The organism is Pseudomonas sp. RHF3.3-3 (assembly GCF_048069595.1).
In the GTDB taxonomy this organism is placed as follows: domain Bacteria; phylum Pseudomonadota; class Gammaproteobacteria; order Pseudomonadales; family Pseudomonadaceae; genus Aquipseudomonas; species Aquipseudomonas fuscovaginae_B.
In genome coordinates this window covers 4052250-4076590 of sequence record NZ_CP182250.1, presented here as the reverse complement: position 1 = coordinate 4076590, position 24341 = coordinate 4052250, and the positions used below count along the sequence as shown (strand labels likewise).

25 protein-coding genes are annotated in these 24341 nt (G+C 65.1%); 3 read left to right on the top strand and 22 right to left on the bottom strand.

The window, feature by feature from the left end; genetic code table 11:
* The first annotated feature begins 146 nt into the window (after window positions 1-146).
* Window positions 147-1586 carry an APC family permease gene (locus ACMGT0_RS18005; protein ID WP_416769127.1) on the top strand — a complete coding sequence of 480 codons (1440 nt, stop codon included), beginning with the start codon at window positions 147-149 and terminating at the stop codon, window positions 1584-1586.
* A gap of 36 nt (window positions 1587-1622) precedes the next feature.
* Here ACMGT0_RS18005 and feaR read toward each other — a convergent pair whose 3' ends face one another.
* The 7 genes from feaR to ACMGT0_RS17970 form a co-directional block, all read right to left on the bottom strand.
* The gene (gene feaR / locus ACMGT0_RS18000) at window positions 1623-2585 is read right to left on the bottom strand and encodes a transcriptional regulator FeaR (protein ID WP_054059971.1); all 963 of its coding nucleotides are present in this window, start codon (window positions 2583-2585) and stop codon (window positions 1623-1625) included.
* A gap of 147 nt (window positions 2586-2732) precedes the next feature.
* Window positions 2733-3566 carry a phosphodiesterase gene (locus ACMGT0_RS17995; protein WP_416769124.1) on the bottom strand — a complete coding sequence of 278 codons (834 nt, stop codon included), beginning with the start codon at window positions 3564-3566 and terminating at the stop codon, window positions 2733-2735.
* Between the two features lie 25 nt (window positions 3567-3591).
* Window positions 3592-4626, bottom strand: a complete 1035-nt coding sequence (locus tag ACMGT0_RS17990; RefSeq protein WP_416769123.1) for an ABC transporter ATP-binding protein — start codon at window positions 4624-4626, stop codon at window positions 3592-3594.
* Window positions 4623-5417, bottom strand: a complete 795-nt coding sequence (locus ACMGT0_RS17985; protein ID WP_054064338.1) for an ABC transporter permease — start codon at window positions 5415-5417, stop codon at window positions 4623-4625. The genes ACMGT0_RS17990 and ACMGT0_RS17985 overlap by 4 nt, the downstream gene beginning before the upstream one ends.
* The gene (locus ACMGT0_RS17980; RefSeq protein ID WP_416773508.1) at window positions 5414-6187 is read right to left on the bottom strand and encodes an ABC transporter permease; all 774 of its coding nucleotides are present in this window, start codon (window positions 6185-6187) and stop codon (window positions 5414-5416) included. The genes ACMGT0_RS17985 and ACMGT0_RS17980 overlap by 4 nt, the downstream gene beginning before the upstream one ends.
* A gap of 96 nt (window positions 6188-6283) precedes the next feature.
* Window positions 6284-7288 carry an ABC transporter substrate-binding protein gene (locus ACMGT0_RS17975; RefSeq protein WP_416769121.1) on the bottom strand — a complete coding sequence of 335 codons (1005 nt, stop codon included), beginning with the start codon at window positions 7286-7288 and terminating at the stop codon, window positions 6284-6286.
* On the bottom strand, window positions 7272-8291 hold the full coding sequence (locus ACMGT0_RS17970; RefSeq protein ID WP_416769119.1) for a LacI family DNA-binding transcriptional regulator: 1020 nt from the start codon (window positions 8289-8291) through the stop codon (window positions 7272-7274). The genes ACMGT0_RS17975 and ACMGT0_RS17970 overlap by 17 nt, the downstream gene beginning before the upstream one ends.
* A gap of 655 nt (window positions 8292-8946) precedes the next feature.
* Here ACMGT0_RS17970 and mqo point away from each other — a divergent pair.
* Both mqo and ACMGT0_RS17960 read left to right on the top strand, forming a co-directional pair.
* Window positions 8947-10596, top strand: a complete 1650-nt coding sequence (gene mqo / locus ACMGT0_RS17965; protein ID WP_273826270.1) for a malate dehydrogenase (quinone) — start codon at window positions 8947-8949, stop codon at window positions 10594-10596.
* A gap of 149 nt (window positions 10597-10745) precedes the next feature.
* A complete protein-coding gene (locus ACMGT0_RS17960; protein WP_054059965.1) occupies window positions 10746-11051 on the top strand; it encodes an RcnB family protein in 306 nt (101 codons plus the stop codon).
* Window positions 11052-11217: 166 nt separating this feature from the next.
* Here ACMGT0_RS17960 and ACMGT0_RS17955 read toward each other — a convergent pair whose 3' ends face one another.
* The 15 genes from ACMGT0_RS17955 to ACMGT0_RS17885 all read right to left on the bottom strand — a co-directional run bounded on the left by ACMGT0_RS17955 (window position 11218) and on the right by ACMGT0_RS17885 (window position 24280).
* Window positions 11218-12135 carry a dihydrodipicolinate synthase family protein gene (locus ACMGT0_RS17955; protein ID WP_054064335.1) on the bottom strand — a complete coding sequence of 306 codons (918 nt, stop codon included), beginning with the start codon at window positions 12133-12135 and terminating at the stop codon, window positions 11218-11220.
* A 124-nt stretch (window positions 12136-12259) separates the two neighbouring features.
* Complete coding sequence (locus tag ACMGT0_RS17950; RefSeq protein ID WP_054059963.1) at window positions 12260-13288, bottom strand: trans-3-hydroxy-L-proline dehydratase; 1029 nt, start codon at window positions 13286-13288, stop codon at window positions 12260-12262.
* 149 nt (window positions 13289-13437) lie between these two features.
* Window positions 13438-14160 (bottom strand): amino acid ABC transporter ATP-binding protein, encoded by a 723-nt coding sequence (locus ACMGT0_RS17945; RefSeq protein WP_054059962.1) that lies wholly within the window; start codon window positions 14158-14160, stop codon window positions 13438-13440.
* Entirely contained in the window at window positions 14153-14803 is a 651-nt protein-coding gene (locus ACMGT0_RS17940; protein WP_054059961.1) for an amino acid ABC transporter permease, read from the bottom strand. Before ACMGT0_RS17940 ends, ACMGT0_RS17945 begins: the two co-directional genes overlap by 8 nt.
* A gap of 13 nt (window positions 14804-14816) precedes the next feature.
* Window positions 14817-15488, bottom strand: a complete 672-nt coding sequence (locus ACMGT0_RS17935) for an amino acid ABC transporter permease (RefSeq protein ID WP_054064334.1) — start codon at window positions 15486-15488, stop codon at window positions 14817-14819.
* Window positions 15481-17244 (bottom strand): aconitase X, encoded by a 1764-nt coding sequence (locus tag ACMGT0_RS17930; RefSeq protein WP_416769115.1) that lies wholly within the window; start codon window positions 17242-17244, stop codon window positions 15481-15483. The genes ACMGT0_RS17935 and ACMGT0_RS17930 overlap by 8 nt, the downstream gene beginning before the upstream one ends.
* 10 nt (window positions 17245-17254) lie before the next feature.
* Window positions 17255-18073, bottom strand: coding sequence for a transporter substrate-binding domain-containing protein (locus tag ACMGT0_RS17925; protein WP_054064332.1), 819 nt, complete (start codon window positions 18071-18073; stop codon window positions 17255-17257).
* Window positions 18074-18373: 300 nt separating this feature from the next.
* Window positions 18374-19144, bottom strand: a complete 771-nt coding sequence (locus tag ACMGT0_RS17920; RefSeq protein ID WP_416769114.1) for a helix-turn-helix domain-containing protein — start codon at window positions 19142-19144, stop codon at window positions 18374-18376.
* A gap of 62 nt (window positions 19145-19206) precedes the next feature.
* Window positions 19207-20463 (bottom strand): FAD-dependent oxidoreductase, encoded by a 1257-nt coding sequence (locus tag ACMGT0_RS17915; RefSeq protein WP_416769112.1) that lies wholly within the window; start codon window positions 20461-20463, stop codon window positions 19207-19209.
* On the bottom strand, window positions 20460-20696 hold the full coding sequence (locus ACMGT0_RS17910) for a (2Fe-2S)-binding protein (RefSeq protein WP_054064330.1): 237 nt from the start codon (window positions 20694-20696) through the stop codon (window positions 20460-20462). The genes ACMGT0_RS17915 and ACMGT0_RS17910 overlap by 4 nt, the downstream gene beginning before the upstream one ends.
* Window positions 20689-21804, bottom strand: a complete 1116-nt coding sequence (locus ACMGT0_RS17905) for an NAD(P)/FAD-dependent oxidoreductase (protein WP_054064329.1) — start codon at window positions 21802-21804, stop codon at window positions 20689-20691. Before ACMGT0_RS17905 ends, ACMGT0_RS17910 begins: the two co-directional genes overlap by 8 nt.
* Window positions 21801-22733: a 4-hydroxyproline epimerase gene (locus ACMGT0_RS17900; RefSeq protein WP_054058135.1), complete on the bottom strand. Its 933-nt coding sequence runs from the start codon at window positions 22731-22733 to the stop codon at window positions 21801-21803. The genes ACMGT0_RS17905 and ACMGT0_RS17900 overlap by 4 nt, the downstream gene beginning before the upstream one ends.
* 109 nt (window positions 22734-22842) lie before the next feature.
* Window positions 22843-23514, bottom strand: a complete 672-nt coding sequence (locus ACMGT0_RS17895) for a GntR family transcriptional regulator (protein WP_054058136.1) — start codon at window positions 23512-23514, stop codon at window positions 22843-22845.
* Window positions 23515-23637: 123 nt separating this feature from the next.
* Entirely contained in the window at window positions 23638-24042 is a 405-nt protein-coding gene (locus ACMGT0_RS17890) for a DUF2442 domain-containing protein (protein ID WP_054058137.1), read from the bottom strand.
* Entirely contained in the window at window positions 24029-24280 is a 252-nt protein-coding gene (locus ACMGT0_RS17885) for a DUF4160 domain-containing protein (RefSeq protein ID WP_054058138.1), read from the bottom strand. Before ACMGT0_RS17885 ends, ACMGT0_RS17890 begins: the two co-directional genes overlap by 14 nt.
* Window positions 24281-24341: the final 61 nt, after the last annotated feature.

Genomic DNA, 24341 nt, shown 5'->3' with positions numbered 1-24341 from the left:
TGCATTGGATACGGCGGGCCTGGTGTCACTGTCAGTCAAGCAATGGCGCTTATCGCCAAGACGTCCCGGGTGGAGCACTTTTAAGCTGGACTCCCGATCGTCTCCGAGTTCGGACACAACAATTTCAATAACCCCGGATGAATGCCATGAGTGCGAATATTCAAACAACCGGCACGTTGCGCAAGAATGCCCTGGGCATGTGGAGCATCGTGTTTTTCGTGATCGCCACCAATGGACCGCTGACCGGATTGGTCGGTGTGGTGCCCACCGCGATCCTGATGGGCAACGGCATAGGACTGCCGGGTGTGTTTCTGCTGGCAGGACTGGTGTACCTGTTGTTCGCGGTGGGTTTCGTCGCCATGGGGCGGTACGTACGCAACGCCGGGGCGTTCTATGCCTACGTTTCCAGCGGGTTGGGGCGGCCGTGCGGCACTGCCTCGGCGTTCCTCGCCATCACCGCGTATGCCGGCATGCAGATCGCCTGCTATGGCCTGATCGGCTTTTTCACCGCGCAGGCGCTGGAGAGTTTCGGCATCAGCCTTTCGTGGTGGGCGGCCAGCATGGGCTACGCGGCGCTGATCCTGTGCTTCGGCACCCGCAACGTCGAGTTCAACGGGCGTTTCCTGGCCTGGTTGATGCTCGCCGAACTGCTGGTGATTGCGGTCTTCGACCTGGCAGTGATCGTTCATCAGGGCGGGCCGGAGGGTTTCAGCCTGGCGCCGTTGCAGCCATCGAACGTCTTGGCCCCGGGATTGGGCGCGGCGCTGGTGTTCGTGGGCGGCGCCTTCATGGGGTTCGAGACCACCGCCATCTATGCCGAAGAAGCACGTGAACCGCACAAGACACTGCCTCGCGCGACCTTCCTCGCGCTTTTGATCATCATGGGGTTCTACGCCCTGTCGTCATGGCTGATGATCGTTGCCATCGGGCCATCCCATGCAACGGCCTTCATCGAGCAGGACCCGGGTGCGGTATGGTTTCGCCTGGCGAACGAGTGGGTAGGGCCGCTGCTCGCTGATTCGATCCATGTGCTGTTGATCACCAGCCTCTTCGCCGTGTTGCTCAGCTTCCACAATTCGTTGTCGCGTTACCTGTTCGCCCTGGGACGGGAAAGGGTGCTGCCGCGGGTGTTCGCGCTCACCCACGCGCGGCATCAGACCCCCTGGTTGGCCAGCATTTTCCAGACCGCACTGGTGCTGTTGATCATTGCGGCCTGCGCAGTGCAGGGCGCCGATCCGATCACCCAGGTACTGCCGTTGGGCAGTACGCCAGCCACGCTCGGTATTCTGGCCGTGCAGGCGATGACTTCCGTCTCCGTCATTGCCTTCTTCCACCGCGATGCCAGGGGCAGCCATCTCTGGCAACGGCTGATCGCGCCGCTGTTGAGTGCGGGCGCGCTGGGTTACGGCATCTACCTGATCGTCATCAACATGGCCCTGCTGACCGGTGGCGAATCGATCTTCAATCAGTTGATTCCGCTGGGCATGCTCGGTGTGGCGCTGTCCGGTCTGCTGCTGGCCGGCTACCTGCGCTGGCGCAGGCCGGTGGTCTATCAGAACCTGGGGCGGGTCCTGAGCGAAGTCTGATACCCGGCAGCCGGTCCTTGGGGCCGGCTGTATTCTTCAGTTGCAGGCGGCCATGCGGAAGTCCTTCGGCGACTGGCCATAGCGGGCCTTGAACGCCCTGGAGAAGTGACTCAGGTCGCTGAAACCCCAGTCGAAGGCGACGGCCGATATCTTCTGTTGGTCGACGTGCTGCGCCAGCGATTCGGCGCAACGTTCCAGACGCCGCTCCATGATGTAGCGGCCAAGGGTGATGCCCTCATGGGCGAACAGCCGATGCAGCGTGCGCAGCGAGCAGCCCATGGCCCGGGCAATCAGGGCCGGGCTCAGCTCGGGGTTGGCGAGGTCGTCGTTGATCACCTGTTGCGCCCTGTTGAGCAACTGCGCCTGGGTCCGTGGAGCGCAGGAGGGATGTTGGCGTATGTCTTCGCTCACCAGTGGCCGAATCAGGTGCAGCAGTGCATCCATCATGGCCTCTGTTGCTTCGGGGGTGTCGCTGCTGCTTTCGAACAGTTCGGTGACCAGTGCACCGGCGATTCGCCCGGGTCCCGAATCGGCGCGCAGGGTGCGGTTGAGCAGCAGCCGGCGCCCGGATGCCAGCCGCTGTACCGTGTGACGCGGCAGGATCAGTGACAATTGGCCGGCCATGCCCTGGAAGCGAATGTCACAGGGCCGGGTGGCATCGAGCAGCACCAGATCGCCCGGCTGCAGCAGGCTCTGCTGCGCGCCATGCTCTATCCGGGCACTGCCGCTGGATTGGTGGACGAGGAAGAAGCAGTCATTGTCGTCATGCCGGATATCGTGGTGGTCGCGGTGGATATGCGGGCTGTTGCTGATGATTCGGGCACCCACCCGGGTTGGGTCGAGGGCGGGTGCGATGATCTGTCCGGAAAACTCAGTGATCGCTCGACCTGGCGGCGGCTCGCAATGAAACGCCCCGCAGTGGGCCTGCAAGGCGTGTTCCCAACGGCCGAAACCGTCACGTCCGTGAAAGCGATCATTATTCTGGACGAGCCCTTTCATGTTCCACCTCTGCACGCTTGTTCCTGCGATGGGTGCAATGTCGCCGCCAGGGGTGGCGATGGGCAGAAAGATAACATGTTAACGGGCGCCCTTCACGTCCTGAGACGCCATGAGATCCCGGGTGTGCAGACCTGATCATGTCCCCGCTCAGTCAATCAACCCATTCTCGTCATAAAACGGATACGGCCCCGCATATTCCCCGAACACCCCGTTGTGCGTCACCAGCCCACGCTGCGGGTGCCAGGCATGCAGCAGATAGCCGGCCGGCTCCAGGTTGAAGTGCGCTGGCGCCGTGTCCTGCAGGTCGAGAACGATCTGGTGGGACGTGCCTGGGCAGACACAGCAGACACTGCCGCCGAAACGACGCTGCATGGCGCGATGCAGGTGCCCGCAGAGCAGGCGTTCGACCTGCGGATGGCGCGCCACCACCGCTTCCAGCTCCGGTGCGTTCTGAAACGACTCGCGGTCCATGTGGCCGATACCGGTGATGAAGGGCGGGTGGTGCAGGACCAGCAGTGTCGGCACTTGCGGGCGCAGGCCCAGTTGCCGGTCGAGCCATTGGAGTTGCGCTTCGGTGATACGGCCACCGTGGGCGCCAGGTGTGGTCGAGTCGAGACCGATCAGGCGCACCGGATGCTCGTCCACCACCCAGTCCAGCGGACCGTCGGCCGAGCGCGGCAGGTAGTGATGGTCGGGCAGACCGGCCAGCATGTGCCCGCGCTGGTCGTGGTTGCCGGGCACCAGGTAGCAGGGCATCCGCAGGCGCGCCAGCTCGGGAGCCAGCACGGCGTATTCATCCGCCCGGCCAAAGTCCACCAGGTCGCCGCTGATCACCACGATATCCGGGCGCGGGATGCTCGCGTTCAGGTGCTCGACGGCACGGCGCAGGGCGGCGAGGGTGTCGACCACGCCGTAGGTCAGGCGCTGGCCGGCCTTGAGGTGCAGGTCGCTGATCTGGGCGATGAGAAACGAAGAATTCAAGGAAACCTCTCGTACGGGGAAAACATCACGATTGCAGGGTGAACAACGCCTGGGGCTCGATCGCGAGGGAGATCGCTGCGCCGGTGGCGTGGATCTGCGGGTCGCTGCTGTCGACCAGCAGCGGTTGCGCCGCGCCGACATCCACCAGCAGGCGGCTCTGGGCCCCCTGGAAGAACTGCCCCTGCAGCCGTCCACGCAGGTGCCCGGCACCGGGTTCCATGACCCGCAGATGCTCGGGGCGGCAGTAGACCGTGGTCGGCTGCTGCCCGCCGTTCCAGGGCAGCTCGCCGCCGTCGACCCGCAGTGCCTCGTGGGGGTAGTCGAGCACGGTGAAGGCGTTGAGATTGCCGACGAAGCCGGCGACGAAGGCGTTGGCCGGCTTCTGGTAGATCTCCCGCGGCGTGCCCAGTTGCGCGACGCGGCCGTGCTCCATCACCAGGATACGATCGCCCAGGGCCATGGCCTCGCCCTGGTCGTGGGTGACGAACACCGAGGTGATGCCCAGGCTGCGCAGCAGTTGGTCCAGCTCGCTGCGCAGGCGTTCGCGCAACTGGGCATCCAGCGCTGCCAGCGGCTCGTCCAGCAGCAGGACCCGGGGCCGTGGCGCCAGGGCGCGGGCCAGGGCGACCCGCTGGCGCTGGCCGCCGGACAGTTCGTGGATGCTGCGCTGGCCATGGGTTTCAAGGCCGACCAGTTCCAGCAGCTCGGCGCAGCGCCGTTTGCGTTCGGCGGTGGCAACGCCACGAACCTTGAGCCCGTAGACCACGTTCTCGGCGACGTTTAGATGGGGGAACAGTGCATAGTTCTGGAACACCATGCCGACGTCGCGGCGCTCGATGGGCAGGCCGGTGACCTCCTGTTGACCAAAGTACACCTGGCCGCTGTCGGGACGCTCCAGGCCGGCGATCAGGCGCAGAGTGGTGGTCTTGCCACAGCCGGAGGGGCCGAGGATCGCCAGGATTTCGCCGGGTTCGATCTCCAGGTCCAGCTGGTGCAGGGCAATCGTGCCGTCGGCAAAGGACTTGCGGCAGCCTTGCAGGCGAATCGGGGTGCCGGTCATGGGCGTTCTCCACGGGACAGACGGGCGCTGAGGGCCTGCACCGCAATCAGCAGTGGCACGATCAGCAAGAGGAAAATCAGCGTGTAGGCACTGGCGACTTCCAGCCGCGCCGAGGCGTAGCTGTCGGCCAGGCCCACGGGCAGGGTCTTGGTCATCGGGGTATGGAGCATCCAGGTCAGGTTGAATTCGCCCAGGGACAGGGTGATCACCATCAGTACACCGGCGAGAATGCCGGCACGGCTGTTGGGCACCACCACGTTGAAGAAGCGCCGCCAGGGACCGGCGCCCAGGCTGGCCGCGGCCTCTTCGAGCAGCGGCAACTGCTGGCGCTGCATCACCGCCATGACCGGGCGAACCAGGAAGGGCAGGGTGAACAGCACATGCCCGACCAGGATGAACAGCCAACTGCCGCGAAAGGCACCGAACTGGCCGTAGGTCAGCAGCAGTGCCAGGGCACTGGCCAGGCCGGGCATCGCCACCGGCAGCACCATCAGTTCCTCGAAGGCGCGGCTGAAGCGGTTGTTCATCCGCACCAGGGCATAGGCGGCCGGTACGCCGATGACGCACACGCACACGGCGCAGGCCAGGGCCAGTTGCAGCGACAGCCGGACGGTACCGGCATAGGCCTGCCAGACCTGTGCCAGCCAGGCGAACGTCAGGCCACTGGACGGGCCCTGAAAGTAGTTGCGGGTGAGCCCGGCGAGCAGTGACAACAGCACCGGCACCAGCATGAAGGTGCAGACCAGCAGGGTGAACGCCAGTTGCGCACAGAACAGCTTCGAACGTTTCACAGTACGCTCCCCGACGGCTTGACCCATCGGCGGGCCAGCAGCAATAACAGCCAGGTCACGCCACCGAGCACCACCGACAGTGCCGCGGCCACGGCGAAATTGGCGTAGTTGGTGAACACGTTGTAGATCGCCACCGGGGTGACGTTCAGGCGCGTGCCGAGGGTGAAGGCGGTACCGAAGGCACCCATCGCGGTGGCGAAGCAGATTGCCCCGCAGGACACCAGCGCCGGTGCCAGGCCCGGCACGATCACGTCGCGAACCACTTGCCAGAGCCCGGCGCCGAGGGACCGCGCGGCTTCCTCCAGGCTGTGGTCGAGGCTTTCGCAGGCGGCCATCACGGTGAGGATCACCCGTGGAATGGAGAAGTACAGATAACCGAGGAACAGTCCGGTCAGGGAATAGGCGAAGATCCAGCGCTCGCCGGCCAGGTGCAGGCCGAGCTGGGCGAACAGGCCCTGGCGACCGGCGAGCAGGATCACCAGGAAACCCACCACCACGCCCGGAAAGGCCAGGGGGAACGTCAGCAGCGCCACCAGCAGCGAACGGCCGAAGAACCGCTGGCGAGCCAGGAACACCCCGCTGATGCCTCCGACCAGCAGCGCCGCCAGGGTCGTCACCAGCGCCAGCAGGACAGTCTGCAACAGGCTGCCCAGGTACTGCGCGCTACTCAGCACCTGCCAGTAGCCGCTGCCGCCGGCATCACGATCCTGTGCACCGAGCAGCACCAGATGGGCCAGCGGCAGCAACCAGAACGCCAGCAACAGTGCCATGGCCGGCGCCAGGGGCCAGGTCGCCGCCGCTGACAGGCGCAGCCGTGGCCAGCCGCGGGGGCGGGCGGTCAGGTGATCGTCGAGCACCCGCGACACTTACTTCACCTCGCTCAGGTAGCGGGCGGCGAAGGCTTCCTGCACGGCGGCCATGTGCTCGTAGTCGACCACGCCGGCACGGGCATAGTCGCTGTCCGGCAGAAAGCGCGCGGCCACGTCCGCCGGCATTTTCATCTGCCGTACCGGGCGCAGGTAGGCATTGGCCCACAGGGCCTGGCCCTGGTCGGAGAGCACGAAGTCCAGGACCTTCTCGGCATTGGCGCGATGCGGGGCGTTGCCGACCGGGCTCATCACGTAGGGCACGCTGAGGCTGCCTTCCTTCGGGATCACGAAGGCGACGTTGGCCTGGTCCTTGTAGCGGGCACGGTAGGCGTTGAAGTCGTAGTCGACCAGGATCGGCAGTTCACCCGAGAGCACCCGCGCATAGGCGGTCTGCTTGGGCACGATCGGCGCGTTTTTCGCCAGTTTCCGGAAGTAGTCGATGGCCGGTGCGAAGTTGTCGAGGGTGCCACCCATGGCCTGGTTGATCGCCACCGCCGAGACGTAGCCGACGAAGGCGCTGGACGGGTCGAGGTAGCCGACCATGCCCTTGTATTCGGGCTTGAGCAGGTCGGCCCAGCCTTGTGGCACGGGCAGGCCGCCGAGGGCGTCGACGTTGACCATCAGGCCGAGGGTACCCGAGTGAATGGCGAACCAGTGCCCGGCCGGATCCTTGAGGCCGGCGGGAATCTCGTCCCAGTGCCGGGGCTTGTATTCGCCCAGCACTCCGGCTTTCTGCGCCTGCAGGCCGAAGGTCACGCCGTAGTAGACCACGTCGGCGACCGGCGCGGCGCGTTCGGCGACTATCTGCGCCAGGGCCTGGCCGGAGTTCTTGTTGTCCAGCGGCACCTGCACCCCGGTGCTGTCGGCAATCGCCCTGAGCTGGCTGCCCCAGTCGGCCCATTCGGGCGGGCAATTGTAGCAGATCGCGGTTTCTGCGGCGTGGGCGAGGCTGGCGATACCGCCGAGCAGCAGGGCGGCCAGGGTCTTACGGAACTGGGTCATGGAGCGTTTCCTCGTAGGGCCGCATGCTTTCGCCGGGCCGGATATGACAGGGCAGGCATTGGGAGGTGGGGCTGGCACCGTTGATGCGGGCCAGCAGGTGTTCGATCGCGGTGTTCGCCAGGGTGGTGATCGGCTGCACCACGCTGCACAGGGTCGGATGCATCTGGGTGCCGATGGCGATGCCGTCGAAACCGATGACCGACAGTTGTTCGGGTACGCCCCAGCCATTGCGACGCAGTTCGGCGATCAGGCTGATCGCCAGCAGGTCGTTGGAGCAGACCAGTGCGCTGGGCGGCTGCGGGCCACGCAGCAAAGGCTCGATGGCGGCGAAGTCGGCGCGGATATGCGCCGGCATCTCGATGACCGGCAGGGGCGCCCGGCCAGCTTGCTGCATGGCGTCGCAGTAGCCGGCATAGCGCAGGCGGGCGCGGTCCGATTGCAGGGCGGGGCCGGCGACCATGCCGATCCGTGTGTGGCCGGCTTCCAGCAGGTAGCGGGTCGCCAGGGCCATGCCGGCGCGGTTGTCGACCGAGACCGCGCAGTAGTCGGTGTTGTCCGGCTGGTGGTAGGCGAGCACGAATGGCGTGTCCTCGCAGGCCAGGCTTTCCAGCACTGTGTTCTGCTCGGCGTCGGTGACGGTCAGGATCAGGCCGTCGACCCGCTGGCGCAGCAGTTGCTCGACCACTGCGCTTTCGCGTTCGGCGGCGTAGTCGGTGGTCGCCAGCAGCAGGTTGTAGCCCCAGGCACTGGCGGCGCGCTCCATGGCCTGGAACTGTTCGGCGAACACCGGGTTGAGCAGGTTGGGCACCACCACGCCGATCAGGTTGGTCTGCTGCAGGCGCAACTGGCGGCCCAGGTGGTTGGGACGAAAGCCCAGTTCGCGGGCGGCGGCGAAGACCTGCTCGCGGGTCGCCGGACGCACCACCTCGGGGGTGGCGAAGGTGCGGGCGGCGGTCGCCCGGGAAACGCCGGCCAGGCGGGCCACTTCTTTCAAATCGCTCATTGTCGCGTCCTTGAGATCGATCTCATTGGGGGCGACAGTACGGGGCGAAGATGGCGAACAGATAAAGGAGTGATGACGGTTTGGTTTCAGCGGCAGAGGCGTTGTCGGTGCTGTCGCTTTCGCGGATTCATCCGCGGAAGCGATCGGGCAGGTGACCGGCAGCGTGCAATCGTCCTATTCGGCTACCACGGTTTTTGTCAAAGAGCTGTCGATCTTTGGTCTAAAAAAGGTAAGAAAACGACACTTTTTTTGACGTATGTGCGCGTGCAGTAGACAATGGCATTTCTGCCACCATTGATGCTGGCCAGTCTCTTCGTCCCTGCGAAGCCAGACTGCCCTCAAAGCCGCGTATTTGACGACTCTCCGGTCGCCGACCGGCTTGTCCGTCGGATGGTGCCGGAGCCGGCGGCCGTGCTGCCGGCAGCGTGTGCGACCACGCACCAACAGAATTCGTGTCACTCAAGTCAGCTGAAGCCAAGAACGACAAGAAGTCAGCGCAGGAGCGACATAAAAAGTGAGGCCGAGCCATTCTTGGCGGCCTTGTGTGCCCATCCTCCAGTTTTTCGAGTGCGGGAGTCCACGGTATTTCCGTGCGTCGTGGCCCTGCATGAACGAGAGCGGAGGAGCGGATGGCGTTCTATCGTAGGATGACAATATGTTGAAAAAAGTGAACACGGCGCTATTGGGCCTGGCCTTGTCGATCGGGGCATCGTCCTCGTTCGCGGCCGAATCCAAGAAGGTCGATGTGCTGCTGATCGGCGGCGGGATCATGAGCTCGACCCTGGGTATCTGGCTGAACGAGCTGCAGCCCGACTGGTCGATGGAAATGATCGAGCGTCTCGACGGCGTCGCCGAAGAAAGCTCCAACGGCTGGAACAACGCCGGTACCGGTCACTCTGCCCTGGCCGAGTCGAACTACACCCCGTATGGCAAGGACGGCAAGATCGACATCTCCAAGGCGATCGAGATCAACGAGTCGTTCCAGATCACCCGTCAGTTCCTGTCCTGGCAGGTGCGCCAGGGCGTGCTGAAGAACCCGCACTCGTTCATCAACTCCACCCCGCACATGAGCTTCATGTGGGGTGACGACAACGTCAAGTTCCTGCGCGATCGTTACGCGGCACTGCAGACCAGCCCGCTGTTCAGCGGCATGCAGTACAGCGAAGATCAGGAGCAGATCAAGAAGTGGGTCCCGCTGATGATGCAAGGGCGCGATCCGAAGCAGAAGATCGCCGCGACCTGGACGCCGATCGGCACCGACGTGAACTTCGGCGAGATCACCCGCCAGTACGTTGCCCACCTGCAACAGCAGCCGAACTTCACCCTGAAGCTGTCCAGCGAAGTGCAGGACATCAAGCGCAACGAAGACGGCTCCTGGCACGTGACCTACAAGAACCTGAAGGACGGCAGCGAAACCGCGGCCGACGCCAAGTTCGTGTTCATCGGTGCCGGTGGCGGCGCGCTGCACCTGCTGCAGAAGTCCGGTATCCCGGAAGCCAACGACTACGCGGCCTTCCCGGTCGGTGGTTCGTTCCTGGTGACCGACAACCAGGACATCGCGCTCAAGCACATGGCCAAGGCCTACGGCATCGCTTCGACCGGTGCACCGCCCATGTCGGTTCCGCACCTGGACACCCGTGTGCTGGATGGCAAGCGCGTGATCCTGTTCGGCCCATTCGCGACCTTCTCCACCAAGTTCCTGAAGAACGGTTCGTACTTCGACCTGCTGACCAGCACCACCACCCACAACATCTGGCCGATGACCCGCGTGGGTATCGATCAGTTCGACCTGGTCCAGTACCTGGGCGGCCAACTGATGATGTCGGATGACGACCGCTTCAACGCCCTGAAAGAGTACTTCCCCGAGGCGAAGAAGGAAGACTGGCGCCTGTGGCAGGCCGGTCAGCGCGTGCAGATCATCAAGCGTGACGAAGAGAAGGGCGGCGTCCTGAAACTCGGCACCGAAGTCGTTGCCGCCAAGGACAACAGCATCGCCGGCCTGCTGGGTGCCTCGCCAGGTGCCTCGACCGCTGCGCCGATCATGCTGAGCGTGCTGGAGAAGGTGTTCAAGGACAAGGTGGCGACCCCTGCCTGGCAGGAAAAGCTGCACCAGATCATTCCCAGCTACGGCACCAAGCTGAACGGCAACCCTGAAGCCGTGCAGAAAGAGTGGAACTACACCGCCGAGGTCCTGCAACTGACCACTCCTCCGGTGATTGGCCAGACCGCGGCGGCACCGGCTGCAGCCCCGGCTGCGACCGACAAGCCCAAGGCTGAGGATCCGAAATCCGACATGGCGCTGTAAGCGACCCTGATCGAGTTTCGAGTCTCACAGAAACGCCACTCACCCGAGTGGCGTTTTTGCATCCGGCTTTCACAGGCCCCGTTGAATCGAATGATTTTCCTGTGCCGCGGTCAGACCCTTTGCATCCGTCTTGAGCCAAGGAGTCGTCCATGACCGTGAAATCCCTGATTGCCGGATTGTCCCTGGTGGCCTGTTCGGCCGTTGTGACACTGCCGCTGCAGGCGGCGCAGTCCTCCGATGAAAAAGTCCCTTCCACTTTCAGCAGCGGTGAGCTGGTGGTCGGCGACCGCGCCCCGGCGGTTTACCAGCGTGAGTCACAGGCGCTGCATGACTGGAAGAAACGCGGCCTGCATGCTCCGGAGGAGGACAGCCAGTGGGTGAAAATCAAGAATCAGTATGTGCTGGTGGCAATCACCAACGGCAAGATCATTGAACTCAAACCGGTAAAACAATGAGTTCTGACCCGGTAGCTGTGCCGAATTATTCGCGGGCGAGCCCGGCTCCTGGCGTTTTGCGTCGTCCACATGACCTGAATTCGACACAGCCTCTGTAGGAGCCGGGCTTGCCCGCGAAGAGGCCGGGACAGCCGGAGCCGATTGGCAGGCTGCCCCGGCTCCGAGCTCAGAGCCCCACGTCCGGCAACACCGGTCGGTTGGCCAGGGCCTTGGCCATGATCTGCTCGACGAACAGCCGATCGGCCTCCGGCAGTGCCAGGCGCGGCGGGCGGGTCAGGGCGCTGCCGCGGCCGGCGATGGCTTCGCACAGCTTGATGCATTGCACCAGGTCAGGCCGCGCATCGAGGTGCAGGATCGGCATCAGCCATTCATAGATCGGCATCGCCTCGGCGAAGCGCCCGGCCTTGGCCAGGCGGAAGATAGTTTCGCCTTCCTTGGGAAACACGTTGGACATCCCCGACACCCAACCCTCGGCGCCCACTGCGATACTCTCCAGCACCACGTCGTCGAGACCGGCGAACAGCACGAACCGATCGCCGACTTCATTGCGCACGTCGATGAAACGGCGGGTGTCGCCGGAGGAGTCCTTGAAGCACACCACGTTGTCGCAGTCGGCCAGGGAAATCAGGATGTCCGGGGTGACGTCGTTCTTGTAGATCGGCGGGTTGTTGTAGACCATCAGCGGCACGTCGGCATGCCTGGCCACGTAGCGAAAGTGCTCGGCGGTCTCGAACGGCTTGGAGCCATAGACCAGCGCCGGCATCAGCATGACCCCGTCGACCCCGACCTTGCGCACCGAGTTCGCGACCTTGGCCGCTTGCACGCTGGTGAACTCGGCCACACCGCAGATCACCGGCACCCGGCCCCCGGAGGCGGCCACCGCGACTTCGGTGACGGCGATCTTTTCCTCGGCGGTCAGCGAGGTGTTTTCGCCGACCGAGCCACAGACCACCAGGCCCGAGACGCCATCGCGGATCACGTTGGAAATCACTTGGTGAGTCTTTTCCAGGTTGATGGAAAAGTCGTCGTTGAATTGGGTGGTGACCGCGGGGAAGACGCCGCTCCAGTTGATGCGTTTACTCATGATGGACTCCTGGGTTAATTGTATTTCGTATACGATGTGGTTGATAAAAATCTGCGATTCGTGTGTCTCTGCGGGCGCCGTTCCAGCGCCGCAAGGTCGTGCATGGGTATTTAATCAGTGGGTCTCAGGCTCCCGGCCAGGTGTCCGACAGTCGATAGCCCTGTGGCCACGGGTCAGCGGGGTCGAGCAGCAACTGGTGGGTACCGGTGATCCAGGCCCGGCCGGACAGGCACGGATAGATCGCCGTACGCCCGGCCAGCTCGGTCTGTGAGTCGATGCGGCAGTGGAACTCGGAGCCGATGATCGAGCGGCCGATGAAGCGTTCGCCGACCTTCAGCACCCCCTTGGCCTGTAGCACCGCCATGCGCGCCGAGCAGCCGGTACCGCAGGGCGAGCGGTCGATCTTGCCGGGGCGAATCACCACCGCGTTGGCAGCCGTGGCGATACCGTTCTCGTAGATCACCGGGGCGGCGATCTGGCAGAAGGAGATATGCGACCAGTCCGGGTTCAGCGGGTGGACGAAACCCAGTTGTTCGTTGGCGGCACGGGTGATCCTCAGGCCGGTCTCGACCAGATCCCGGGCCTCATCGGGGCGAATCGCAAAACCCAGGCGCCGGGCGTCGACGATGGCGAAACTGTCGCCGCCGTAGGCCGTATCGACCTGGAGCGAGCCCAGGCCTTCGACTTCGATCCAGGCGTCGAGGCGGTCGGCGAACGACGGCACATTCCTGATTTCCACCCGCTGGACCTTGCCGTCCCGGCATTCGGCTACGGCTTCGATCAGGCCGCCGGGAGCCTCCAGCACCAGGCGCGTCTGCGGTTCGGTCATCGGCAGGATGCCGCTGTCGAGCAGCACCGTGGACACGCACAGCGAATTGGAGCCGGACATCGGCGGCGTGTCGGCCGGCTCCATGATGATCCAGGCCATCTGCGCCCGCGGGTCCTTGGCCGGCACCAGCAGGTTGACGTGGCGGAACACGCCGCCGCGCGGTTCGTTGAGGACGAAGTTGCGCAGGGTTTCATCCTGGGCGATCCAGCGTGACTGCTCCCACACGGTGGCGCCCGGCGGCGGGGCGACACCGCCGACGATCACATCGCCGACTTCGCCTTCGGCATGGCAACTGACTACATGAACGATCTTCGAAGAACGCATTGCATACTCCTCCTTTCGTGTCTGCTTACCCCTGTCGGAGCCGGGCGTGCCCGCGAAAGCGCCGGCCAGGCTGCGACGCTGGCGAGGTGAACGGCCGCCTTCGGCGGTTCGCGGGCAAGCCCGGCTCCTAAAGGGATTGGGGGGCATTTCTACTTGACCGACTTGAGAAACGCCGCCGTCTCCGGCTGCCGTGGATTGCCGATGACCTGATCGGGCGAGCCGATCTCATGCACCAGGCCGTTGCGAAAGAACGCCACGCGGTCGGAAACGTCCCGGGCGAAACGGATCTCATGGGTCACCAGAACCATGGTCATGCCGTCCTCGGCGAGCATGCGCATGGTGTCCAGCACCTCGCCGACCAGTTGCGGGTCGAGTGCCGAGGTGGCTTCGTCGAACAACATGTAATCCGGTGACATCGCCAGGGCGCGGGCGATCGCCATGCGCTGCTGCTGGCCGCCGGAGAGCTTGCCGGGAAAGGTCTTGAGCTTGTCGCCCAGGCCGACATGGGTCAGCTGGCGCACCGCCAGTTCCTCGGCGTCCTGCCGGCTCTTGCCGAGCACCTTGCGCGGCGCCAGCATCACGTTCTCCAGCACCGTCAGGTGCGGAAAGGCGTTCCACTGCTGGAACACGATGCCGATCTTCTGCCGCAACTTGTTCAGGTCGGTGGCGCGGTCGTGGACCTCGATGCCGTCGACGCGGATGCTGCCCTTGTGGATCGATTCCAGGCCGTTGATGCACATCAGCAGGGTCGACTTGCCGGAACCGGAGCCACCGATGATCGACACCACCTCGCCCTTGTTCACCGTCAGGCTGACGCCCTTGACCACTTCCAGGTCGCCGAAGGATTTGTGTACGTTGTCGATCTCAATCATTTTCTTGCCACCTTCTTTCCAGACGAGCGCCCAGGCGAGCGACCACCAGGCTCATGACGTAGTAGATAAGGCCCGCGATGCACAGCACCAGCAGCGGTTCCTGGATGCGCGTGACGATGGTCTGCGAGGCGCGCAACAGCTCGATGATGCCGATCCACATCACCAGCGCGGTGTCCTTCATGACCCCCAGCACCAGGTTCAGCCAGCCGGGGAAGGCCACCCGCGTGGCCATCGGCAGGACGATCCAGCGCAGGTCCTGCAGGTAGCTCAGCCCCAGCGAGCGGCTGGCCCGGCGCACGCTCGGCGGCACCGACAGCACGCCGCTGCGCACGATCTCGGTGAAGTACGCGGCGGCGTAGATGCCCAGCACGATGCAGCCGACCGAAAAGGCGCTGATCTTCAGGCCCAGGATGCTCTTGAACGAGTTGAACAGGACGAACTGGATCAGCAGCGGCACGCTGCGAAACACGTCCAGCACCCAGGCCAGCGGCAAGCTCACCCGCGGCAGCAGTGCGCGCAGCAGGCCGAACAACAGGCCGGCGACGCTGCCCAGCAGGATCGCCCAGAACGTCAGTTGCAGCGTGACCCACGCGCCGCTGAGCAGGAACAGCAGGTCATTGGCGGTAAGACTGGTAGAGAACATCGAGCAGACCCCCTCAGTAACGGAACAGCCGCCAGGACAACAGCCGGGCTATCGCGACGATCGCCTTGGCGATCAGGTAATACAGCACCGCCGCGATGGCGAAGTATTCGAAGGTGCGGAACGTCTTGACGTTGTATTCCTGGGTCACCCCGGTCAGGTCGTTGTTGAGCCCCACCACCACCCCCAGGGAGGTCATCAGCACCGCCCAGACCATCTGGTTGGTCAGGGGGTAGAACACCACCCGCAGCAACTGCGGCACGACGATCATCCGGTAGGCCTGGAAGGCGCTCATGCCCAGCGAGCGCGCGGCGCGCATCTGGGTGCCGGGCACCGCCTTGAGGCCGCCACGGAAGTTCTCCGCCAGGTAGCCGGCGTTGTTGAAGGTGATCCCGGCGAGCAGTGCGAACCAGGAACTGACATGCAGCCCCAGCGAGCCGAGGCCGAAATACAGGATGTAGATCTGGAACAGTGATGGGGTGTTGCGGGCGATCGACACCCAGCCGTTGGCGAAACCGCGCGGCAACGGTTGTCTGGCCTCGCGCATCACTGTCAGGGTCAGGGCGATCAGCACGCCGAAGATCATCGACAGGGCGGCGGTCTCGAAGGTCACCCAGGCGCCGCTGAGCATGTCGGGCAGGGCGCGGAACGCCGCGCGCCACTGGAAGGTGTAGCTGAAATTAAACATGGGCCGCTTCCTCCTGTTGCAACCAGGCCGGCAGGCGCCCACTGGCCTGGGCGGTGCAGGCGCTGTCGACGCATTCGGCGAGGCTGGCGAAGTGCACGCTGCGCCCGACCAGGCCGGGAGCGTAGTGGGCGTACTTGCCGGAGTTGGTCATCAGCGTGCGGGCGCCCGGCGGGATCACCGGTTCGCCGACCATGCACCAGCAGGTGTCGGTGATCAGCGTAGCGCCGAAGGCTTCGATCGGCTCCAGATATCCCGCCGCACGGGCCTGTTCCAGCACCGCGCGGCCACAGGTGATCGCCATGACCACCGACGGATGCTTGTGTCGGCCCTGGCACAACCGCGCCAGGTGGGCGAACTCGCCGAGGGAGAAGTGCGGATTGCCCAGCGAGATGACATCCACCGATGGGCTGCGGGCGCTGTTGAGTTCGTGCCAGCTTTCCAGCAGCCCGGCCAGGTCGATGCGCTCCACAGGCAGCGATGCATCCGCCACCTGTGCCGGATCGAGCGTTTCGGGGGTGACCCCGGCGATATGGAACAGGGGTGCCGCCGAAGTGGTGGCGAACGCGGCGCCAAACGCCTTGAGATCGTCGAGGCCGGGCCGGCTGCGTTCCAGCCCGCGCACCAGGGGGATACGGCTGCCGCACAGCGTGCCGATGTGGTAGCCGAGCAGCGGGTAGAACGCATCGTCCAACGCCTTCAAGGTTGGCACCTCGATCTGCAACTGTGCCTTGCGCCGTTCGGCCAGGTGGCAGCCGGTCAATGGGGCGCGGCCGGTCAGGGCGATGCAGATGTCCAGGTAATCGGGGTATTTCTGGGTCCGGGCACCGAGCACGCTGTTGGCGTAGACCACGGCGTTGGATTCGGCCCAGACGATCTGCTCGCCGGCCTTGGGGGCGCTGTCGAGCAGGTACGGCGCACAGGTGTAGCTCAGTTGCGCGCCCATGGCCATGTAGGCGTTACCCAGGGCGCTGGCGGGCTCGCCGAGGGCCGCGTCGACCCCCAGCTCGCGCCAGCGCCGCTGGTCCACGGAGATGGAATTGAGGGTGGTCGGGACGCGTACCCGCGCGCCCCATTGCACCAGTTGTTCGGCAAAGCGCAGGCTCGCCGGGCCCGTATAGATGCAGCCATCGATATGGGCCTGGGTCACGTCCAGCAGGGCTGTGGCACCTTGCAGCCCGGCCATTCGCAGGACGATCTGCATGGCCACCTGGGCGGCCTTGCCATAGTGGCCGTCCAGCAGGCTGCGGTCGTACTCGCTGAGTTCGACGCTGCCGATTGCCGGGCGAAAGGAGGGAGGCGTTGGCGTGACCTGCCAGCCATCCGTGGGACAGGCATCGAACAGGCTCAGGCGAGTATTTTCCACCCGGGCGAAGGCCTGGCCGCGCAAGGCGGCAAAGGCCTCCCTGCCGATGCACAGCACCGGCAGCGAGCGGTCGAAAATCACCTGGGCCACCCACACACCCAACGTCAGGATCTCATCGGCCTCGGCCAGCACCAGGGCGGCAGGCGCATGGCCGTTGCTGATCGCCTCCATCATGACGCTGCTGCCGGTGCAGGAGCCGCGCCCGCTGGGCAATGCCAGCACACAGCCGCTCAGGTGCTGGCCGCTGAGGGGATGATGGCGATCGATCACCTCGCCGCTGAACGGATCGACGCCACCCCAGAAACTCAGGCCGACATCGGCGAACAGCAGGGGACCTTGGGCAGACCCTTCGACCAGACTGCGTCCGCTCAGGACAGTGGGCGTGCTGGGCATCGAGCGGTCCTCAGTAGTAGACGTGGGGAACGGTCAGGTCGGTCGGTGGAATCTCGGTGCCGACCCACTTGGTGAACAGTTCCTTGTAGCGCCCGGTCCGTACCTGCTGGTTGACGAACAGGTTGAGGTAGTTGATCAGGCCGTACTCGTTGCGGGCGGCACCCAGCGACACATAGTCGATCACGTACGGGGCGTTGCCAACGACCTTCAGGCCCTTGTACTTGCCGGACTTGAGCGTCGCGGCGGCCACGGTGTTGGTGACCACGGTGGCGTCGATGTGGCCCTGGGCCACGGCCAGGATGGTGTCGTTCTGCGACTGGTAGGCACGGAAGCTGCCGCTGCCCCAGCTCTTCTGGTCCTTCTCCAGGGCGATGGCTTCGTAGGTGCTGCTGGTGTTGCCGACATTCTTGCCCTTGAGATCCTCGTACTTGCTGATGCCGGTGTCCTCGCGGGTCAGCACCACCATCTGGAAGGCGAAGTAGGGGATGCTCATGCCAATGGTCTTGGCCCGTTCGAGGGTGTCGGAGGTGGAGGCGGTGATGACGTCGACGCGGTCGGACATCAGGGCCGGGATACGATCGGCAAACGGCGTTTCGACGACTTCGGCAGTGACGCCGAGGACTTTCGCTAGGTCGTTGCAATAGTCGACGTCGAAGCCCACCGGCTTGTTGTTGGCATCACGCGAGCCCATCGGCGGGAAGTCGAGTGTCACGGCGCAACGCAGCTTGCCCGAACTGATGATGTCATCGAGCTTGTCGGCCTGGGCCGTGGCGATGAAGCAAGAGCTGAGAACCACACTGAGCGCTGCGGCAAAAACGGGATTTTTCATGGAAGCCTCGTTTGTCGGTGAGTGGTGTTGGTTATCGTATTATGAATTTCGTATACGATATTAGATTAGCAATGACTGTGCCTGATTCCAGCTGGACAGGGAAATTCGTTGCAGAGCCTTGGCTTAGGGGGGGCTGGTGGGCGCCGTGGGTCAAGGCGGGGGGAAGGGTGGTGTTACAGAAGGGAGCAGACGAGGGCGAAAGCGCGCCTTAAAGGAACACAGTGGCGGCCGTTCGCGGCTTGCCCGCGAATGGCTCCTCAAGTCCACCCTCGGCCTCCTGACCAGACACCCGCCCTGACGTCACTGCTGCCGATGCGTCTCGCGATAATGGCTCGGCGACAACCCGGTCAGCGCCCGGAACTGGCGGCTGAAGGCACTGTGGTCAGTGTAACCGCAGCGCAGGGCGATCTCGGTGATCGGCAGGTCGGCCTGCACCAACAGTTGCGAGGCTTCCTCCAGACGCGCCTTGTGAATCATCTGCCGGGGCGTGAGTTGGAAGATCCGCTTGCACTGGCGCTCCAACTGGGCCACCGACAGGCCGGCGATGCCGGTCAGTTCGGCCAGGCTGATGGGCTGGGAAAAATGCTCGCGGATGTACGCATCCACCGCGGCGACTTTCGGAAAGGACGGATGGTTCGACTGCGGCAACTGCAGGTCGCGGGAAACCCCCGCCAGGCCCACGATCTGTCCCTGCGGGTCGCGCAAGGGCACCTTGTGGGTCAGGCACCAGATCGGCTGGTTGCCGTAGTAGAGGTGCAGTTCCAACTGGTCGGCCAGTTCACGGCCGCTGCCCAGTACCCGGCGATCCTGTTCGGTGTAGGAGGCACCGAAGCGCTCGGGGAACACCCGGTCGGCGGTCAGCCCCAACAACGCTTCGGTGTGCTTGAAACCACAGCGTCGGGCCAGGGTCTGGTTGGCGAAGGCATAGCGGGCCTGGCTGTCCTTGATGAAGAACACCACGTCCGCCAGGGTGTCGAGCAACGGCGCGATGCTGTGCAGGCTGTTCAGCAGCGTGGGCAGGTCGCAGGGCTTGAAGCTGTTGAGCGAGGCATAATACATGGCGGCAGGCATCTGGTGGCAACCCCCGGGATCATAGTGATCCGTCGGGGTTGCCGAAAGCCCCGTGCCACGCTTCATGCCGGTGGGGTGTCGTCCAGGTGCAACAGGGTGTCGATGCGTGCCGGGCCGAACGGTGGGCGCGGTGCCGCAGCCTGCCAGCCAAACAGGTGGGTGGTCGCACCACCACACACGCGGCCCTGGCAGGCGCCCATGCCGCAACGGCTGGCCAGCTTGGCCTCGCGCCAGTCGCGGTGGCCGAGCAGTTCGGCGTAGCTGACATCCTCGCAACGGCAGACCAGGGTGTCCGGCTCGGCCAGGGACTTGAGCCGTGGGTCGAGGGCAAAGGCCCGGTTCAGGCGGTCGGCAAAACCCTGCCAGCGTGCCCGCCGCGACCACAGGGCGCGGGCGGCCTGCCGCTCGCCCACGGCTGCATGCCCGGCGATCGCGCCTTCGACCAGGGCCAGCTCGCTGCCACCGAAACCGGTGCATTCGCCGGCGGCGTAATGATCGGCAAGGCTGCTGGCCTGCCAGTCGTCGACGGCGATGGCCTGGCCGGCGAGTGCACAGCCCAGGGCCTGGCCGAGCTGGCTGTTGGGGATCAGGCCGAAGCCGCAGGCCAGTCGTTCGCAAGCCACTTCGACGATTCTGCCGTGCTGCCGCAGGCGCACACCTTCCAGGCGGTCGTTGCCGAGGGCGGCAATCACGTGGGTATCGGTGCGGTAATGGCGGTCGAACAGAGCGAAGGCTTGCAGCCCCTTGTGTGGCCAACGCGGCAACTGTGCGGCAAAACCGGCGACGGCGGCCCGCGAAGCCTGTTCGGCGATTCGCTGGATCCGCGCCCCGGCCTGTCGCGCCGTGGCGGCGCTGGCGAGTAGCAACGGGCCGCTACCGGCGATCACCAGGCGTTCGCCGTTCACCGGCAGGCCGCCCTTGACCAGCGCCTGCAGGCCACCGGCACCGGTGACGCCGGGCAGGGTCCAGCCGGGGAAAGGCAGTAGCAGTTCGCGGGCCCCGGTGCAGAGGATCAGGTTGTCGTAGCCGATCTGCCAGCCCCGTTGCGGGTCTTCGAGCAACAGCCGTTTCGGGCCACTGCGGGCGATCACCCGGGTGGCGGGATGGTGCTGCACATTGGCGCAATGTTGCAGGCGCTCGCGCAACTGCCGGGCCAGGGGCGGCAGCTTGGCCTGTGGCCCGTCACGCCAGATCTGCCCGCCGGTCAGTGGATTGTCGTCGATCAGGGTGATGCGTGCGCCACTGGGGGCGGCGGCGAGGGCGGCGGCTATGCCGGCCGGACCGGCACCGATGATCAGCAGGTCGGTGGTTTCGCTCATGGCCGGGTCTCCACACGCATGCCGTCCTGGCACAAGGTCTGGCAGGCCAGGCGGCGGTAGCCATCGATACTGACCCGGCACTCCTGGCAGATACCCATGCCGCACAGCGGTGCCCGACGGCGGCCGCTCACCGACGTACGACTGCAGCCGTCACCGCCCAGGGCCAGTGCGGCGGCCACGGTGGTGCCATCGGCGACGCGCAGGGCGCGGCCGTCCAGTATCAGTTCAGGCATGGGCCGAGACTCCTGGAAAGCGCTGGGGCAGGTAGGGAGTGGCATCCAGCGGCAGCGTTTCGTTGAACAGTTGCCCGACCAGCAGATCGGCGGTGCCGGGGGCCGTGGTGACGCCCAGTCCTTCATGGCCGACGGCCAGCCACAGACCCTTGCGCCGCGGGTGCTCACCCACCAGCGGCAGGCCGTCGGGACTCGCGGCACGCAGACCGGTCCAGGCACGGATGGCGTTGAGTCGGGCCAGGCCCGGCAGGTACTCGACGGCACGCTTGAGCATCTTCGCCAGCATCCAGCTCTCGACTGCGAGGTCGCGGGTGCCGAACTGCCGCGAGGCGCCGATGAACAACTGACCCGTCGGGCGTGGCTGAATGTTGCAGGCGGTGGATGGCCCCTTGGCGTTGTGGGCGCTGGTGACATAACCCAGCTCCACCAGGGTATGGGTGACGCTGCCGGGATAGCGGTCGGTGATCAGCAGATGCCCCTTCTTCGGCTCGATGGGCAGCTCCGGACACAGCTCGTCAGCCTGCACGCCATTAGCCAGCACCACGGCACCGGCCGCGAGCCAGTGACCGTTGTCGAGCCGTACGCGCTGGCCGTCGATTTCGCGGACCCGCGCCCGACGCTGGCGAATGCCCGCGGTCTCGAGCATCCAGCGGGCGGTGGCCGGGGCGTAGAGAATGCCGTCGCCGTGAATCAGCAGGCCGCCCTCGAGCCCTTCGCGCAGTTGCGGTTCGCGTTCGTGCAGGGTCTGGCCGTCGAGCAGCTCACAGGCGATGCCGTGGGCCTGCAGGTTGTGGTGCTTGGCTTCGGCCACGGCCATTTCCTCGGCGTTGGCCGCGATCCACAGGGTGCCGTTGTTGCGATAGGCGCAGCCCTCGGGCAGCTTGGGCGCGTGCTCGCGCCAGCGTTGCACCGAGTATTGGCTCAGCGCCAGTTCGGCCGGGTTGTCATCGAGCACCAGCAGGTGGCCCATGCCCGCCGCTGTGGCATTCGGCAACCCGGCATCCAGCACCAGCACGTCGAGGCCCCGGTGGGCCAGGGCCTGGGCGCAGGCGGCGCCGACGATGCCGGCACCGATCACGATCACGTCGGCCACCGCGCCTTCGTTCACAGGCGGATGCCCCAGGCGAACGGGTCGTCCTGTTCGAGGATCAGGGTCGCTTCGGCGCTGATGTGTGCCCGCCCACGGATGGTCGGCACGATGCGCTCGCCGGCGGCCTCGTAGGAGCCTTCGAACTCGCTGCCAAGGATGCTGGCCTGACGCCAGACCTGTCCCGGTTGCAGCTTGCCATCGGCCGCCAGGCACGCCAGCTTGGCGCTGGTACCGGTGCCGCAGGGCGAGCGGTCGTAGGCCTTGCCGGGGCACAGGACGAAGTTACGGCTGTCGGCATGGGCGTCGTCGGCGAACAGTTCGATATGGTCGATCAGGCCGCCGTCCTCGCCGCGGATGCCTTGCTGCTCCAGCGTCTGCTGTACGGCGAAGCTGTAGGCGGTCAATGCCTCGAGGTTGTCGCTGGCGACATCGAGGCCGTGCTCGGCGATCAGGAAGAACCAGTTGCCGCCCCAGGCGATATCACCGACCACCTGGCCGATGCCCGCCACTTCCAGCGCCACGGCTCGCCGATAACGGTAGGCCGGCACGTTGCGCACGCTGACCGAGCGGTCCTCGTGCAGGGTGGCGTGCACGGTGCCGACCGGGGTCTCGATGGCATGGGTGCCCGGGCCGATGCGGCCCAGGTGGGCGAGAGAGGCCACCAGGCCGATGGTGCCGTGGCCGCACATGCCCAGGTAACCGGTGTTATTGAAGAAGATCACGCCGGCACAGGCCTGCGGGTCCACCGGTTCGCAGAGCAGGGCGCCGACCAGCACATCGCTGCCGCGGGGTTCGAGGACGCAGGCGGCGCGCCAGCTATCGTACTGTTCGGCCAGGCGCTGGCGGCGCTCGGCCATGCTACCTTGGCCCAGGTCGGGAAAGCCGGCGGTCACCAGGCGGGTGGGTTCGCCGCCGGTATGCGAGTCGATCACGGTGATACGTTTCATGGCAGGCCACTGTCGAATGAAGGAGCTTGCAGAGTGGCCTGCGCGGGGGTGGTCCGGCTTGATGCTTTTATCGGGTGCTCATGACGAAATCAGCATAGTGGCATCTGGCTCAATGCGCGCGTGGCAGGTGCTTGAGCAGGGTCGCGCAGACACCGGCGATATGCTCGTCGAGCAGTTTCACCGCCCGTTCCACGTCGCGGGCGCGGCAGGCTTCGATGATTTCCCGGTGTTCGTGATCGGCGCGCTCCTTGCCGGCGGACAGGCTCATCTGCATGCGCAGGTAGCGTTCCAGCTTGTCGTTGACCGAGCGGATCATGCCGACCAGGAACGGCCGCTGCGCCGGCTCGTAGAGACAGGCATGCAGTTCCCAGTTGAGTTCGGCCCAGCGGCCGACATCGTTCTCGCCGACGAACTCCTGGCAGATGCTCTCGGCCCTGGCAAAGGTGCTGTCGGTCATGTTCGGGATCGCCAGGCGCAACACCTTGTCCTCCAGCAGCATGCGCACCTCGAACATCTGCGCCAGCTCCAGCTCGGAGAGACGCGTGACCATCGCCCCCCGGTTGCGCTGGAACATCACCAGCCCCTCGGCCTCCAGCCGTTTGAGTGCCTCGCGCACCGGGATCTTGCTGACATTGAACTGGCGGGCGATTTCGTCCTGGCGAATCGGCTCGTCCTCGGCGAAATTGCCGGCGACGATCGCCTCGCGCAGGTGACGGGTGATGATCTCCGAGGTGGAGGGCGCATTGCCCAGGTCCGGCAGATTGAGTTTGGGTAGGGACACGGCGCGATCATTCGAGAGGGATGGAAAGGATATGGTATACAAAAAACGTTCTGTTTTCCCTTCTTCTCGACGAGGCGGCACGCTGATGACGCCCGGGCCTTGTGCCAAGCGTCCGGGTCTGCTTCAGAGGGCGGGGCGCTTGCGCGGACGACCGCCCAGCTTGCCGTTCTCGCGAGCGGCGCGGGATTTGGCTTCGGTCGAGCGGGAACCGCCTTTCCTGCCCAACTGACCGGCCATCCACGATGCGCTACCCAGCACGCCATTGATCAGCGCGGGCAGGTGCAGGTCGACATCCAGGGCTGGAAAGTGCAGCCCCTGGCCGCTGGGGCTGATGTCGATCCGTGCCAGCTGCGCAGGTTTGGCGCCGGCCAGTCCCTGGGCCAGGCGCGGCGGGAAAGACAGGCTCACCCCGGAATCGAGCCGGATCACCACGCAGTCGGTTTCAGTGTCGTAGTGGACCTGCTCCGCACGAGGCACCTTGGGTTGGGAGGCGTTTGCCTGCCTGAATTCGAGTTCAGTCAAAGTCACCGTGGATCTCCTTCCATTGCTGGCATTGATAGGCCAGGTCTTCGGTCAGCAGTGCGCACAGAAGCTTGAGCCTGCGATAGGTAAAACCGTAGTTGATACGCAGTTGCGGCGGACCTTCGGGGCACCGCAGGTGGAACACCGCTTCGTGCTCCCAGTTCATGACATGCACATGGCAGGGCCTGTGATCGTTGGAGTAGATCACTACTCGTACATCGTCGAATCGCGCTGTCGTCACCATGATTCAATAATAACCCATCCGTTTAGGTTTGAGAAAGTTGCCGACGTATGGCTGCTTCCTG